Source organism: Chryseobacterium sp. SG20098 (assembly GCF_031844745.1).
GTDB lineage: Bacteria > Bacteroidota > Bacteroidia > Flavobacteriales > Weeksellaceae > Chryseobacterium > Chryseobacterium cucumeris.
The window spans coordinates 4,780,249-4,795,586 of the sequence record NZ_CP134622.1 but is presented as its reverse complement, the minus strand read 5'-3'; the positions used below and the strand labels follow the sequence as shown (position 1 = coordinate 4,795,586).

The window sequence follows — 15,338 nt, the reverse complement described above, 5'->3', positions numbered from 1 at the left end:
GTAAGTTTTGATTATAAAATCTTAGAAACTTCATTACAAAGCCATTCTAATAATTCACGGTCTTCCTGCGTGAAAGGATCAATGGTGTGAGAATCAATATCGATCTGACCGATATTTTTTCCATCCTTAAAAATCGGAACTACAATTTCTGCTTTTGTATCAATTGAACAGCTTAAATAATTGCTTTCTTCGTGTACATCAGGAACTACAAATGTTTCATTGGAAACAGCAACCTGGCCACAAATTCCTTTACCGTAAGGAATAATAGTATGATCTGTTGGCGCTCCTACATAAGGGCCTAAAATCAATTCATCCTTATCTCCGTTTTTGAAATAGAAACCTGTCCAGTTGAAGTAAGGAATCTCATGATCCAACAGGTGGCAGACTTTTTCAAGTTTTTCTTCTGTATTATGTTTGGGACTTTCAAGAATTGAGGAAAGTCTTTTCTTTAATTCTGACATTGTATTTATATTTTAAGAGAATTGTTTTAGGGAAAGCTCTTCTTTATATCCGAACATTCCACGCTCTTTAATCATTTCTGCTACGCCTTCCGGAACCTGAGTTTCCCAGCCTTTCACACAACATGCAATTTTTCTCAATATCTCTCTGGAATAAATTTCCAAAAACTCAGGATTATAATTGGTAATATCTACGATACGGTTGTTGTGTTTGAAGTATTTGTATAATTCTTTCAGATTTTCTTCTACCTTCAGGTTGGAAGAATCCAACAGCTGATGAGTTTCCGGATCTTTGTAAGGATACAGATACACTCTCATTCCGTTTCTGAAAAACTTACCGAATGCTTCAAGAATTCCTCCTGAGAGATTTTTATAATATTTCTCATCGAATACCATCAGCATATTATTTACTCCCATGGCGACTCCGATGTCTCCACTTGTGTAAGATGCGAAGTAATCAATCAGTCTGTAATATTCAGAGAAGTTTGAAATAATAACGGTGTACCCCAGTTTTCCAAGAATGTCTACTCTATCCAGGAAATCCCTTTCATCAATATCTCCGTCTGCTCTCAGATTGGAAATGGTGATTTCAATAAGGACCTCCGTTTCTTCGTGGGTACAGGTAGCATCTTTGAAGAACATATCCATACCATTTTTAAGCATGTCAATGTTCACTTTCGTTACTGGTCTGAAACTTCCTCTTACCGCGAAAATATTTTTCTTGTACAAAACATCTGCAGGAAGCATATTGTTTCCTTGAGAATTGAAAATTACCGCATCCGTCATTCCATTCTTTACCAATTGAAGAGACATCAGTCTGTTATCAACATAGGCAAAAGCAGGTCCGCTGAAGTCGATCATATCAATTTCCAGATTATCTTTTGCAATATCATCATAAAGAGATTCTACTAAAGTTCTTGGATTGTCAAAATAATGAAAGGCTCCGAAAATAAGATTTACTCCGAGGTTTCCTAAGGTTTCCTGCTGAAGTGTAGCATCATTTTCTTTGAATTTTACGTGGATAACGATCTCATTATAATCTTCATTTTCTTTGGTCTGAAAACGGATTCCTACCCAGCCGTGGCCTTTTACCGTTTTATCAAAATTGATGGTCGTTACCGTATTGGCGTAAGAAAAGAATTTCCTGTCAGGATTATTATCTCTTGAAATTCTCTCTTCAATCAAAGCGACTTCATATCGAAGCATTTTGCGAAGCCTGTTTTGGGTTACGTACCTGTTTTTTACTTCTTTTCCGTAGATGGCATCACTAAAATCTTTGTCATAAGCAGACATTGCCTTAGCAATCGTACCGGAAGCTCCCCCTGCTCTAAAAAAGTGGCGAACAGTCTCCTGCCCGGCTCCAATTTCTGCGAAAGTACCATAAATAGTAGGATCTAGATTAATTGTTAATGCTTTTTGTTTAGGAGTTAGTTTCTGATACATTAGGACGTGAAATTTTTTGTAAATTTACCAAAATTAAACCAACCTCAAAACAAAATGAAGTTGAAATTTTTAGGAACCGGTACTTCTCAAGGTGTACCCGTTATAGGCTGTACATGTGAAGTGTGTACTTCAGAAAATCCCAAAGACAAACGTTTGCGTTCTTCCGTAATGATTACTACGGAAGAAAATAAAAAAATACTGATCGACTGCGGCCCGGATTTCAGGCAGCAAATGCTTACCAACCATGAACATACCGTAGACATTGCACTAATTACCCATGAACATAATGACCACGTGATCGGGCTGGATGATATGCGGCCCCTGATTTTTAAAAGTGGAAAAGATGTACCGCTCTACTGCTATTCAAGAGTGGCTCATGAGATAAAAAACAGATTTCCTTACGCTTTTGCTGACGTAAGGTATCCCGGTGCACCCGCTTTTGAACTACACGAAATAGAAAATAAGCCCTTTGAGGTATTGGACACAGAAATCACTCCTGTGGAGGTGATTCACTATAAAATTACTGTTTTCGGATATAAGTTTAAAAAGCTGGCTTACATTACGGATGCCGGGTTTATTTCTGAAACGGAGAAGGAAAAACTGAAGGATCTTGACATTCTGATCTTAAACTGCATCAGAAAATTTGATCCCCATCCTGCCCATTTTATCCTTCCGGATGTTATTAAATTATTTGAAGAGCTAAAACCTAAAAAATTATTTTTAACCCACATCAGCCATCATCTGGGGCTGCATGACATTGAAGATAAGGAGCTTCCATCCGGAATACACCTTGCCTACGATGGTTTGGAACTTAATTTTTAAAAAAAATCTTTAAAAAAGCTTTTGAACATTGAAAAAAGTTCCTATATTTGCACACCAATTTGAAACAAACATCATGTTTGAATTGAACATCAAGCCCAGGTGGCGGAATTGGTAGACGCGCTGGTCTCAAACACCAGTTCTTAGGAGTACCGGTTCGATCCCGGTCCTGGGTACAAGAAACCTCTGAAAATTTTTCAGAGGTTTTATTTTATTCTACCATCTATTAAATTTTACAACCTTGTAAAAAACATGTAAAATAAATATACTGAAGGCATTTCAGATTCCTCTAAAAACAAACTGTAAAGAAGTATTGGTTTCTTAGAATCACAAAAAGCCCTGTATCAAGAAAACACAAACCCCTGAAATTATTTGATTTTCAGAGGTTTATCACTTAAGCTTTATCATCATTGGGATTTTCCGCCCCTAAATGCATTAAGTACCATAATACACAATAGTCATTGATCCCTGAAGTATTCTAAAAGTTCTGGTATAATATGCTGTAACTCTAACAACATCACCAACATTAAAAAACTGTGTTCCTGCCAGATTATGTCCTATATCTGCTGTCCCATCCCCATGCCCCGAAAGATTATATGAAAACGTAGCACCGTTTCTAACGAGGTCTGTTCTAGCAGATCCTCCTGTTGGGGAGTTCATGGAGATATCATATTTTACAAAAACTGAAAAATTATAATATCCTGCTTTATTTATGGTAAAATTGCCACTACTATAGGTTATATTGGCGGCATTATTTTTACTAATCGTAAATGCTACTGTATAAAAATTATTTGCTGCCTGATTAGCAGATAAATTAGCTAAACCTATCGTAAAAATAGAAGGAATATTCAGATTACTTCCATCTACCAGAAAACCGTTAGCATCAGTTCCTAATACCTCGATATTTTTGTAATTTTCAAGACGAACAGATCCGTCATCTTGCACCCCCACTAATTCTTTATTCGTACTGTCATTAATCTCCAGGGCCTTAGTCGCATTAGTAGTCCCTTTACTCATGATATCAAGCACTGCGCTTGGAGAAGATGTATTAACCCCCACAGTACCTATAGGAGTAACAGTCATTTTGATTGCATTATTAGTCATCACATTCAGGTTATGAGCCGTAGTGGTTCCTATATAAGCAGCCCCACCTCCTATATACGTTTTCAGATTGATCGTACCATTGGTATGGTTCAAACCAAAACTATTGTCAGGAGTACTCACGGTAAGTTTTGTATCAGGAGTGGTTGTTCCTACTCCAACGCGGTCATTGGCAGCATCTACTGAAAGCGTACTGTTATCTACTGAAAAAGCATTGGTAGCCGTTCCTGTAAATGCCAATGTATTACCTGCCTGCGAAACGATACGGTTTCCGGTAAGGGCACCATCCGAATTGTAAATATTAGCAGCTATTGAATTGGTAGGATTATGAAGTTTCACCCATGCTGTCCCATCATAATAGTAATAACCAACGGTATTAATATTAACCGCCGTTCCCGTTTGTGTTCCTGTGGCTACGCTGTTTACATACACTAAGGTTGAAACAGGAACTCCAGTCATACTCTGAACTCTCTGCCGATCTACCCGGGTAATCAAAACACCATCCACATTGGTAGAAGCACCTGTAGCATTCTTGGCAGTAATATCTAATGTAGCAGCAGGAGTGGTGGTGTTAACACCTACTTGTGAGTACATTTTACAAAAAGTAAATAATAAAGCCAAGGGTAATAATTTTTTTCTCATAAAATTGGTTTTAAACGATTCATAAACAAAATTAAGCACAAATCAATGTTTAAATTAAAATTACCAATACATCATATATACAACAATAGTACATCAAACATACATCACTACACATAAACACCTGTAAATCAAAAGACAAAAACCTTCATATTTAAATATTTCAACAATTAATGATTTACTAACAATTAACCATATCCTAGTAAAAATTTATGTTACATTTACTCCAAAAAGCTTTCCTCCTAAAGCTGTAATTCCCATCGCACAATTCCCCAGAAACAAATCCTCAATACGGCTATTGTAATACCGGAACCACCGACTCTGCCAGAAACTATCCCTAAAAACATTAAAAATATAATTGAAAATCCATACTTTAAATACACCATTTTTTAAGAGAAGCCCAAAAAGAAACAGTAAACAGCAATAAGACTTTTATAAAAACAAGTTATTAACATAAAGCTGGTTAAAATTTAAATTCTCCTATTTCTAATTCATAATAAGTATATCCTGCTATATCAGGTTGTATTTTTGATTTTCTAACCTTGCCGCTCACCATTACTTCTGTATTTTCACGGAAAGCTTGAAGGTGGGTTACAAATATAATATACTGATACTTCATTAACAGTTCCCGGAGTGTGAATATTAACGAAGGATGTTCGGGAACTGAAAGCTCATATTCCAACACGAATACACGCCATCCTTACAAAAAAAACTACTTCAGCTGGCATTTTTTCATACAATGCAGTATTTAAACGTAATCATAAGACCTAAAATAAAAATAAATTTGTGGCTTAGTTCATCATTTTTTATTAAAATCATTTATTTTAAAATACAAACACCGAAAAAATAAAAACTAAAATAAACTTAAATATGAAAATTAAACGTTTTTATTCTCTGATCACGTTATGCAGTACAATCGTAATTACATATGCACAGGTAGGGATTAACACAGCCAATCCAAAGGCAACTTTAGATGTTGTAGGAAGTACAAACACCAATATGAGGGATGGTATTCTTCCTCCCAGAGTTTCCAAGCAACAATTAGCATCAAAAGACTTCGGAACTTATGGTATTGATCAGAAAGGGGCTATTGTTTATATCACAGACGTTACTTCACCCACCGGTACGACGCCGAGTATAGCAGAAGTTGGCAGCATTGACAGCATCGGATATTATTATTTTACCGGATTTCAATGGGTTCCTTTTGCCATGAATCTTTACAATACAGACGGAAGTCTTTCAGGTAACAGAGTTGTGACTCAAAATTCCAATACTCTGACATTTACAACCACCGCCAACAATGGCTTCTCTATTGACGGGACTACATTCTCTGTAGATGGAGCCAATCACAGAGTCGGATTGGGAACAAGCTCTCCTGAAACAAGATTCCATGTAGTGTCCACCACTCCAGTTTCAAACCGATACAATCTGATTGATGCTACTGCAGGAGCCAACCAATACGGAATTGTTACTTTAAGAAACACTTCTGCTTTGGCCACAGGAAATTTTTCATTGCTTGGTTTTACCAATAACGGACCTTCTTCAGGAGGCGGAAACTGGGCATTAGGATCTGTAAGAACGGGTTCAACACTCACCAATGGTTCGGAAGAAGATTTTTACATTGGAAATTCTACCGGAGGCGGTTTGATTGAAAGAATGAGAATCAATCCCATATCAGGAAATGTAGGAATCGGAACATCTTCAGCAACCAATAAACTCCACATTAATGCTACTAACCCAATAAGACTGGAAGGGTTACAGACTTCTTCAGGAACTGCGGGAAGCTTAACCGTGAACAGTACAGGTGTTGTACAATTACAAAACTCATCAAGCATCAGCGCTGCAAGAGGTACCGGAATAGTAGTCATTACAACAAACAATACTTTTGTAAATACAGCAACATCAGCAAAAACTTTTGATAATCTCAGTGAAATGACGGGTAATACTTTTACTGCTTCTGCAACAGGATTATATAAGGTTGATTTTGTAATTAATTATCCTCAAAGAGGAGCAACAGAAGATGGTGGAGACGGGTATTTAGGATATGCCCAGATTAGTCTGAACGGGATTCAGCAGTCATTTACCAATACTAAAGTTTCCCTGCCTGAAGCATCCGGAGCACCCTCATTTGTTACGTGCACAAATACTACATTACTAAAAATGAATGCAGGTCAGGTTCTTTCATTTCAGGCACTTACTTTCGGATCAACACCCAATTCAACCAATATTATAGCTCCGTTTACAATCAACGTCGTTCGTATTGATTAATCCATTGAAAAAAGTTAAAAGTTCCCATTTACCTTTTCAGGCAAAATTCTATCAACACAAATAGAAAAAGACCACTTGCAAAACACAGGTGGTCATACTTTTATTTAAATAATCTGTTTTTAGTCTTTACGTTACATTGACTCCAAAAATATGCCCCACAAATGCTGTAATTCCCATCGCCACGGTTCCCCAGAAACAAATCCTCAATACAGCTATTTTAATACTGGAACCTCCTGCTCTGGCAGAGATTTCCCCTAAAAGCATTAAAAATATAATTGAAAAGCCATATTGGAAATACACCATTTCTTTAAGAGGAGCCAAAAGAGACACCAAAAATGGCAATAAGGCTCCCACCGCAAATGAGCCGAATGAAGCCATTGCTGCTACCAAAGGTTTAGCCTGCGTTATTTCATTAATTCCGAGTTCATCACGGGCATGTGCTCCCAAAGCATCGTGCTCTGTAAGTTCAATAGCTACCTGCATGGCTGTTTCTTTAGTACAACCTCTTTTTTCATATACTTTGGCCAATTCTCTGAGTTCTATTTCGGGCATTTCTTCAAGCTCGCGTTTTTCACGGAGTAAATCTGCTTTTTCTGTATCCTCCTGAGAACTTACAGAAACATATTCACCCGCTGCCATAGACATTGCCCCGGCAATCATCCCTGCTAATGCAGCAAGAATAATGATATGACGCTCCGGCTCTGCAGCCGCAACTCCTATAACGATACTTGTAGTAGATAACAAACCGTCATTCGCGCCCAATACCGCTGCACGAAGCCAGCCTACTCTGTTTACATAATGTTTCTCCAGTGGATGATGCATAACTTTTATTTTGGTGGTAGGTTAAAGTTACCCAATATTTCATCAAGAATCATTTTAAATTATATTCATTCTTATAGGGATGGTTTTCTTCCGTGACAGTATGTAATACGCTATAAATCAAAATATACCGTTATAAAGCATCACCATTCTGTTCAGAAAATCCTATTTTCTTATCTTTGCGGCAATGAATTTATTATACATCAACTGGGATATTAATCCCGAAATCGTCAATATCTTAGGACTTCCCATAAAATATTACGGATTATTATTCCTTGCGGGACTTGTTTTATCACTCAATATTTTAAAAATAATTTATAAAAAAGAAGGTCTCAGCACTCAGGCACATGAGGCTTTATTCTCCTATGCCCTGATCGGAATTCTGGTAGGTGCAAGACTGGGACACTGCCTTTTTTACGATTTTGATTATTATTCACAGCATCCGCTTGAAATATTTTTACCGATTCAGAAAGGGCCGGATGGTGTCTATCATTTTACGGGATTTGCAGGTCTTGCCAGTCATGGCGGCGGCATTGGTCTGGTAATTATGCTTCTCATCTATGCAAGAAAATATTCTATCCCGTTCATGACGGTTCTGGATGCCATAGCGATTGTACTTCCGCTGGGTGGTACCTTCATCAGGCTGGCCAATCTTATGAATTCTGAAATTATAGGAGTTCCTACTGATGTTCCATGGGCTTTTATCTTCCGTCAGGTGGATGATCTTCCGAGACATCCGGCCCAGCTTTATGAGGCCATCTCTTATTTTATTATTTTCCTTGCGGTGTATTTTACTTATAAGAAGAATATTTTTAAGATCGGAAAAGGATTTTATTTTGGAATCAGTATTCTGCTGATCTTCATTATGAGAATCCTGATTGAGTTTATCAAGGTGGATCAGGTAGAATTTGAGCACGGAATGATTTTGAATATGGGACAGCTACTGAGTATTCCGTTTGTTCTTCTTGGATTATTCTTTATCATCAAAAGTATATTGGAGAAAAGAAAGATTGAAACCACTTAATTTTCTTATTTCTTTTACCATAAAAAACTCACTGAAAGCTGTTTTTCAGTGAGTTTTTTTTTGAATAAATTTTACAATATGCTATCTTGTTGTGTATCCACCGTTAGCAAATATGGTCTGCCCGGTAATCCACCAGCCTTCTGTTACCAGGAATTCTACCAGCGGAGCGATGTCTTTAATATCGGTAAGACCTCCCAATGCGGATGCTGATTTATGATACGCTACCGCATCGTCGGTTTCCTGTCCGTAGAAAAAAGGAGTATCCATAGGACCTGGCGCTACTGCCGTTACAGAGATACCTCTTGCCCCGAATTCTTTTGAGGCCGCTCTTGTAAAATGTTCTACCGGTGCTTTTGCTCCTGCATATGTAGAATATAATCCGGTATAAGCTGCCAGCAATGAAGTAACAATGGTACAGATTTTTCCGTGATCGTTTAGCTTTTTACCCGCTTCCTGCATAAAGAAATACGCAGACTTTGAATTGACATTGAACATGGTATCATATTCAGCTTCTGTAGTTTCTGAAAATGGCTTTTTAAGTACCATCCCTACAGTATTGATTGCAATATCAATTCCTCCGAAGCGGGAAATAGTTTCGTCAAAAAACTTCGTGATATGATCTACTTTGGTAAGATCTCCCTGAAATAAAAATGCTTCAGCTCCTAAAGCCTGCACTTCAGCCAGTGTTTTTTCGCTTTCGGCTTTTGAACTTTCGCTGTTGTAATGGATGGCCAGCTTTGCCCCCTTGGATGCAAAATCTCTGCTTAAGAGTCCTCCTAAATTTTTACCTCCTCCGGCAATTAAAACAACTTTTCCTTGTACATTTTGTGTTGACATGTTTTTATATTTAAATATTAATGAGACAAAGATCAATAATAAAAACCGCCTCAACATGGTGAAATTTTCGGGAATTTCTATTTATTATTTTTAAACCAAAAGAAAAATGTTTATTATTTTATGTAAACAATAGTTTTTAATAGAATGTTATTTACCAACCAGATACGCTTTGGCACATGTCATTTCTGTTAAACACTTTTGTATAATTCACAAACACGCATCAATTTTAGGCATAACATTTGATACCTTCCTCCCGTATCACGCACCACCACTTCATTTTTAATATATTTTTTTATAATCCTCAGGTTTCTGAGGATTTTTTTATACAATTATCACAACTTACTTTACACTCTTCCTACAGATAGAAAGTGTCACTTAAAACCATTTCTGATAATCAATCATTTAAATCCTGATTATTCATTTTATTGTTGTATATTTGCATATTATAAACCAAGTCTTTACTTTGTTTTCTGTAACGACCCGAATATTTTTTATTCAGTCTTTGCCTTTTGAGCAGCCATCTTTTTAACTTTTATTCTTCTATTAAAGAACAATACTTGTCGGAATTTTAAAGCTCTGTATGATTGGGATTATCCAGGACAGAAAACATAGCCAGGCTTTATAGGGGTCTAACAGACCAGTTTGAACTCATTAATTTATAGAAACTAAATACTAAAAATAATTTATGGCAGATTCTTTTTCTAAAAAGGAAAATTTCAAGAAAAAAATTCAAAAGCAAAAAGAAAAGGCGCTAAGACGCGAAGAACGTAAAACGAACAACAACAAAGGAGCAGAGGATGTCTTCATGTATGTAGACGAATTCGGAAGATTAACATCTACTCCACCTGAACAAAGACAGGAAGTAAATCTTGATGACATTCAATTGGGTGCTGCACCTATCATTGAGGAAGATCCAAGAAAAACAGGAATTGTTACTTTCCTGAGCGAAAAAGGATATGGCTTCATTACGGAAGATAATTCCAAAGAAAACATTTTCTTCCACAATAACAACTGTGCAGAGCCGGTGAAAAAAGGAAATAAGGTATCTTTTGAAAAAGAGAAATCTCCTAAAGGATTTTCTGCTGTTGAAATTCAGCTTGTTAAATAATATGTACTTATAAAGTGTTTCTGCCCTGAAAGCAGATTCATTTTAAACCATACACAAAGAGACTGCCCGCTGGGACAGTCTCTTTTTTTAGGGACATATAAAAAAAGTTAACTCAACTTATAAAAGTTAGATTGTATGCAAGATCCTGGAATTATTTCAATTATCATTACGGGAATCCGTAGGATCCTATAAAATATAAAAGAAGCTGCCTAAAGAGACAGCTTCCTTCATCGTAAAAAAAGTAAAAATTAATCCAGTTTCCCTCCCAGTGCTTTAAACAGCAGGACGTTATTTCTGGTATTCTGATGCTGAAACTGCAGCAGGTCCAGTTCAGCAGTTAATTTGCTCTTCTGAGAATTGATCAGTTCAAAATAATTAGCATATCCTGTGAGATACAGATCGTTGGAAACCTCAACACCACGATCAAGGAAACCTACTTCTTCCGATTTCAGTTTCAGAACACGTTCATAGATCTTGGTCTGTTTCAGAATCGACTGAAGTTCATTAAAAGCTGTTGTGATACTTTTCTGATAGTTTAAAAAAGCGATTTCCTGCTCTTTGCTGGCTACCTTAAATTCATATTTAAGCTGCCCTTTATTGAAAACAGGAACCATTAATCCTCCCAACAGCTGCCCGGCAAGGGAACTTGGTTTGAAAAACGTTTCCACAGAAAAAGAATTCAATCCGAAACCTGCTCCCAGATCAATTTTAGGATAAAAAGCAGCTCTTGCTGCCTTCGCATCAGCCTGAGAAGCTTCCAGAACATAATAATTGGCAGCAACATCCGGTCTGGAATGAATCACATTTTCTACATTAATGGTTTTATTCAAGACTTCCATATTGGTAGGCATCAGTATTTTTCCGCGTTTTACCTCTCCACCGTAGCTTCCTGTTAAAGTAGTGATTGCCTGTTCTACCGTAACAATTTCTACTCTGATATGTTCAATCTCTGCCAGCCAGTTGTTATTCTGAGCTTTGAACTGCTGAACTGCCAATTCCGTGGCTTTTCCCACTTCACGCTGAGCCAGAACAATTTCAAAGGCTCTTTGCTGAAGTTTATAGTTTTTCTGATAAATCGCAAGACGGTTATCTAAAGCAACCAGCTGATAATAGAGATTCGCAATATCCGTGAAAAGCTCTACTTGCAGCAACCTCAATCCTTCCGTTGAAGCAAGATATCTCTTCTGAGCAGCAATCTTTTTATTTTTCAGCTTTCCCCAGGCGTCAATTTCCCAGCTGCTTCTTGCTCCCAGCCAGTAATTTGGAGTAAAATCCCGGTTAATTTTCTGATTTTCCGTAATATTAGGGGAAAGATTGGTATCATAGTTTCCAACGCCTTCCATTGTATATTTTCCGTAGTGGTCACCGGAAGCCTGTACTCCCACTTCAAGAGATGGCAATAGATCCATCTTTGACCTTTGAAGGAAACTGTTGGCAATCTCCACTCTTTGCTGGGCAATCTGAAAATCAGGATTAGCCTGAACTACTTTATCGAAAAGTTCAAGCAGGTTTGGATCTGTAAAATAAGCTTTCAGGTTGATCTGCTGGAATTCATCCGGAGATTTATTTTTATCAGCTTTAAGAATCTCTTCAGGTAATTCCTGAGCTTTTTTCAACTCCGTTACTTTGGGAACAGCACACGAAACCAGGCTCAGTGACGCTATTCCATACAATATATTTCTATGATTTAATTTTTTCATCTTTCTTCTTATTTTCAAGTTTTGCAAAGAATATATACAGTCCCGGAATCACGACCAATCCGAAGATCGTTCCTATCAGCATTCCTCCTGCTGCTGCCGTACCGATAGAACGGTTACCGATGGCTCCGGCTCCTGATGCAATACATAGAGGAATAAGCCCTGCTACAAATGCAAAAGAAGTCATCAGAATCGGCCTCAGACGTTGCCTTGCGCCTTCAATAGCTGCCGGAACAATATCAAGCCCCTGTTTGTTTCTTGCTACCGCAAATTCTACGATCAGGATGGCATTTTTTGCCAGAAGACCGATCAGCATGACTAATGCTACCTGTGCATAAATATTATTATCCAGCCCTGCAGCTACCAATGCAATGTAAGATCCGAAAATTCCTGTCGGAAGACTTAATAATACAGGCATCGGAAGAAGGAAGCTTTCATATTGTGCTGCTAATAAAAGATACACAAATAAAAGACAGATCGCGAAGATATAAACGGTTTGGTTGCCTGATAAGATTTCTTCTCTTGTCATCCCCGACCATTCAATATCGAATCCTCTTGGCAGGGTTTCTTTGGCTACACGTTCTACCGCTTCAATGGCATCTCCGGAACTGTAACCGTCCGCGGGCTCTCCGTTGATCATCGCAGACATATACATATTGTACCTTGTCAGTACTTCAGGGCCGTATACCTTCTCGATAGTGATGAAAGTTGAGAAAGGAACCATTTCACCTTTATCATTTTTTAGATATAAATTCAGAATGCTTTCCGGGGTATCTCTGTGTTCCGGACTCGCCTGGACCATTACTTTATACATCTGACTGAAACGGATAAAATTCGTGGCATAATAAGATCCTAACATGGTCTGTAGGGTAGACATGGCGTTGTCTACCGATACTCCTTTCTTTGCTGCCATATCATAATCTACATTGATCATGTATTGCGGGAAAGTAGCATCAAAGCTGGTAAAGTTGTTCTGCAGTTCAGGAGCTTCGTTTAATTTCTTAACAAAATCCTTCGTGATCTTATCTGTATTTTCAATCGTTCCTCCGGTTCTGTCCAGAAGACGCAATTCAAAACCGCTGGTATTACCGAACCCCGGAACCGTTGGTGGTGCAAAAATCTCAATCTGCGCATCTGCAATGCTTTTTGTTTTGTCTGAAAGTTCTGAGATCAGATCATTCACTGAAATACTCCTTTCTTTCCAGTCTTTAAGGTTAATCATCGCCATTCCGTAAGAAGAACCTGCAATTTCTGTTACGATGCTGTACCCTGCAAGGGTGGTCACGTTTTCCACTCCTTTGATCTTCTTGGCAATAACGGTAACTTCATCCAGTACTTTTTCTGTTCTTTCTACTGTTGCTCCCTGTGGAGTCGTTACACTTACATACACCATTCCTTGGTCTTCCATTGGAATAAATCCGGTCGGCAGGAATTTGCTGGTCACGAAAGTAAGTCCGACAAATAAAAACAGCAGTCCGAAAGTTACCGTAGTTCTTGTAGCAAATTTTGATAAAATACCTACATAGCCATTTGTCAGTCTTTCAAAACCAGTATTGAAACTCTGGAAAGCCCTGTCGATGATCGTTTTCTTCTTATTGTGGTCATGAGGTTTTAAAATAATAGCACAAAGTGCCGGAGTAAGTGTCAATGCATTCACCCCAGAAATCACGATACTGATGGCCAGCGTTAATGAAAACTGACGGTAAAATACACCCACCGGGCCATCCAGGAAAGCTACAGGAATAAATACAGCAGACATTACGATCGTAATCGCTACTACAGCTCCTGCAATTTCTTTAGTGGCACTGATGGTGGCATCCATCGCATTCATTCCTTCTTCCATTTTCACGTGAACGGCTTCAACGACGACAATGGCATTATCAACCACAATTCCGATGGCCAGAACCAATGCAAACAATGTTAAAAGGTTCACAGAGAAATCCAGCATATTCATGAACGCAAAAGTTCCTACCAATGCTACCGGTACAGCCAGTACAGGAATTAATGTGGAACGCCAGTCCTGAAGGAAGATAAATACTACAATTCCTACCAGAATAAAGGCTTCAATAAGGGTTGTCAGTACTGCACTGATGGAAGCATCCAGGAATCGGGAAACATCATAAGCCATGTTATACTCCATTCCGGGAGGGAAAGAGGTAACTTTTAATTCTTCCATTTTTGCTTTTACGCTTTCGATCACTTCGGAAGCATTGGAACCGGGACGTTGTTTCATCATAATCGACGCAGAAGGTCTTCCGTCTGTTTTGGAAACCATTCCGTAGTTCATGGCTCCGAATTCCACTTTAGCAATGTCTTTAAGCTTTAAAATAGTTCCATCCACATCAGATCTGATGGGAACTTCTTCATATTGCTTAGGCTCAAAAAACTTTCCCTTATATTTGATTACATACTGAAGCTGGCTGGAGGTTTTACCAGAGGTTTCACCTACTTTTCCAGGAGCAGCGGAAATATTCTGTTTTTGCAGGGAAGTGATTACCTCATCTGCTGAAATATTATAAGCTGCCATTTTCTGAGGATCCAGCCATACTCTCATGGAGTACTCTTTCTGCCCCATAATTTCAGCACGCCCTACTCCATCAATACGTTTCAGCTCCTGAAGGACGTTGATATCCGTAAAGTTATAAATGAACTGTTCATCCTGGCTCGGATCTGCACTGGTGATGTTAAGGTACATCAGCATACTGTTCACCTCTTTTTCAGTATTTACTCCGGCTCTGATTACTTCTTCAGGAAGTTCATCAAGAATAGTCGTTACCCTGTTCTGAACGTTTACTGCAGCCACATCAGGATCTGTTCCTACTTCAAAGAACACCTGAATAAGGGTAAGACCGTCATTGGAGGTTACCGTGGACATGTACGTCATCCCTGGCACTCCATTGATCGCACGTTCCAAAGGCAGCGCTACCGCATTGGCAGACACTTCGGCATTCGCTCCTGTATATTTTGCTGTAACGGTTACTGAAGGCGGTACAATATCGGGAAACTGGGTGATTGGCATTTTCAGCAACGCCATAATTCCCAGCAATACAAATAATATGGAAATAACCAACGAAAGAACCTTTCGTCTTATAAACATTTCTACCATAGTTAGTTGATTTAAAGAT

The 15,338-nt window shown here is 38.2% G+C and carries 11 protein-coding genes and 1 tRNA gene; 5 read left to right on the top strand and 7 right to left on the bottom strand.

The genetic code is table 11. The features are described from left to right. Positions 1 to 11: 11 nt before the first annotated feature. Both RHP76_RS21950 and RHP76_RS21945 read right to left on the bottom strand, forming a co-directional pair. The gene (locus tag RHP76_RS21950; RefSeq protein ID WP_311229067.1) at positions 12 to 461 is read right to left on the bottom strand and encodes an XrtF-associated fRMsr-like GAF protein; all 450 of its coding nucleotides are present in this window, start codon (positions 459 to 461) and stop codon (positions 12 to 14) included. Between the two features lie 12 nt (positions 462 to 473). Continuing rightward, a complete protein-coding gene (locus RHP76_RS21945) occupies positions 474 to 1,901 on the bottom strand; it encodes a hypothetical protein (RefSeq protein ID WP_034692241.1) in 1,428 nt (475 codons plus the stop codon). A 54-nt stretch (positions 1,902 to 1,955) separates the two neighbouring features. Here RHP76_RS21945 and RHP76_RS21940 point away from each other — a divergent pair, with 54 nt between their 5' ends. Together RHP76_RS21940 and RHP76_RS21935 are read left to right on the top strand one after the other, a co-directional pair. Continuing rightward, a complete protein-coding gene (locus tag RHP76_RS21940; RefSeq protein ID WP_311229066.1) occupies positions 1,956 to 2,723 on the top strand; it encodes an MBL fold metallo-hydrolase in 768 nt (255 codons plus the stop codon). 93 nt (positions 2,724 to 2,816) lie between these two features. Then, positions 2,817 to 2,896 (top strand) — tRNA-Leu (locus RHP76_RS21935). Positions 2,897 to 3,155: 259 nt separating this feature from the next. On the opposite strand, the gene RHP76_RS21930 is transcribed toward RHP76_RS21935, so the two are convergent. Next, positions 3,156 to 4,463 carry a phage tail-like protein gene (locus RHP76_RS21930; protein ID WP_147367623.1) on the bottom strand — a complete coding sequence of 436 codons (1,308 nt, stop codon included), beginning with the start codon at positions 4,461 to 4,463 and terminating at the stop codon, positions 3,156 to 3,158. A gap of 867 nt (positions 4,464 to 5,330) precedes the next feature. Between RHP76_RS21930 and RHP76_RS21925 the strand changes: the two genes are divergently transcribed. Then, complete coding sequence (locus tag RHP76_RS21925; protein WP_311229065.1) at positions 5,331 to 6,728, top strand: phage tail-like protein; 1,398 nt, start codon at positions 5,331 to 5,333, stop codon at positions 6,726 to 6,728. Positions 6,729 to 6,854: 126 nt separating this feature from the next. Here RHP76_RS21925 and RHP76_RS21920 read toward each other — a convergent pair whose 3' ends face one another. Beyond that, a complete protein-coding gene (locus RHP76_RS21920) occupies positions 6,855 to 7,550 on the bottom strand; it encodes a VIT1/CCC1 transporter family protein (protein ID WP_311229064.1) in 696 nt (231 codons plus the stop codon). A 184-nt stretch (positions 7,551 to 7,734) separates the two neighbouring features. Here RHP76_RS21920 and lgt point away from each other — a divergent pair, with 184 nt between their 5' ends. After that, the gene (gene lgt, locus RHP76_RS21915; RefSeq protein ID WP_120233024.1) at positions 7,735 to 8,571 is read left to right on the top strand and encodes a prolipoprotein diacylglyceryl transferase; all 837 of its coding nucleotides are present in this window, start codon (positions 7,735 to 7,737) and stop codon (positions 8,569 to 8,571) included. An 81-nt stretch (positions 8,572 to 8,652) separates the two neighbouring features. On the opposite strand, the gene RHP76_RS21910 is transcribed toward lgt, so the two are convergent. After that, positions 8,653 to 9,408 (bottom strand): SDR family oxidoreductase, encoded by a 756-nt coding sequence (locus tag RHP76_RS21910; RefSeq protein ID WP_120233023.1) that lies wholly within the window; start codon positions 9,406 to 9,408, stop codon positions 8,653 to 8,655. A 685-nt stretch (positions 9,409 to 10,093) separates the two neighbouring features. Here RHP76_RS21910 and RHP76_RS21905 point away from each other — a divergent pair. Then, a complete protein-coding gene (locus RHP76_RS21905; protein WP_047432903.1) occupies positions 10,094 to 10,516 on the top strand; it encodes a cold shock domain-containing protein in 423 nt (140 codons plus the stop codon). A 248-nt stretch (positions 10,517 to 10,764) separates the two neighbouring features. Here RHP76_RS21905 and RHP76_RS21900 read toward each other — a convergent pair whose 3' ends face one another. Together RHP76_RS21900 and RHP76_RS21895 are read right to left on the bottom strand one after the other, a co-directional pair. After that, positions 10,765 to 12,216, bottom strand: coding sequence for a TolC family protein (locus RHP76_RS21900; protein ID WP_311229063.1), 1,452 nt, complete (start codon positions 12,214 to 12,216; stop codon positions 10,765 to 10,767). Continuing rightward, positions 12,197 to 15,319, bottom strand: coding sequence for an efflux RND transporter permease subunit (locus RHP76_RS21895; RefSeq protein WP_311229062.1), 3,123 nt, complete (start codon positions 15,317 to 15,319; stop codon positions 12,197 to 12,199). Before RHP76_RS21895 ends, RHP76_RS21900 begins: the two co-directional genes overlap by 20 nt. Positions 15,320 to 15,338 lie beyond the last annotated feature (19 nt).

Coding starts and splice junctions, on each gene's coding strand:
- RHP76_RS21905 (WP_047432903.1), top strand. CDS start 10,094: ATGGCAGATTCTTTTTCTAAAAAGGAAAATTTCAAGAAAAAAATTCAA.
- RHP76_RS21940 (WP_311229066.1), top strand. CDS start 1,956: ATGAAGTTGAAATTTTTAGGAACCGGTACTTCTCAAGGTGTACCCGTT.
- RHP76_RS21920 (WP_311229064.1), bottom strand. CDS start 7,550: ATGCATCATCCACTGGAGAAACATTATGTAAACAGAGTAGGCTGGCTT.
- RHP76_RS21895 (WP_311229062.1), bottom strand. CDS start 15,319: ATGGTAGAAATGTTTATAAGACGAAAGGTTCTTTCGTTGGTTATTTCC.
- RHP76_RS21950 (WP_311229067.1), bottom strand. CDS start 461: ATGTCAGAATTAAAGAAAAGACTTTCCTCAATTCTTGAAAGTCCCAAA.
- RHP76_RS21910 (WP_120233023.1), bottom strand. CDS start 9,408: ATGTCAACACAAAATGTACAAGGAAAAGTTGTTTTAATTGCCGGAGGA.
- RHP76_RS21925 (WP_311229065.1), top strand. CDS start 5,331: ATGAAAATTAAACGTTTTTATTCTCTGATCACGTTATGCAGTACAATC.
- RHP76_RS21900 (WP_311229063.1), bottom strand. CDS start 12,216: ATGAAAAAATTAAATCATAGAAATATATTGTATGGAATAGCGTCACTG.
- lgt (WP_120233024.1), top strand. CDS start 7,735: ATGAATTTATTATACATCAACTGGGATATTAATCCCGAAATCGTCAAT.
- RHP76_RS21945 (WP_034692241.1), bottom strand. CDS start 1,901: ATGTATCAGAAACTAACTCCTAAACAAAAAGCATTAACAATTAATCTA.
- RHP76_RS21930 (WP_147367623.1), bottom strand. CDS start 4,463: ATGAGAAAAAAATTATTACCCTTGGCTTTATTATTTACTTTTTGTAAA.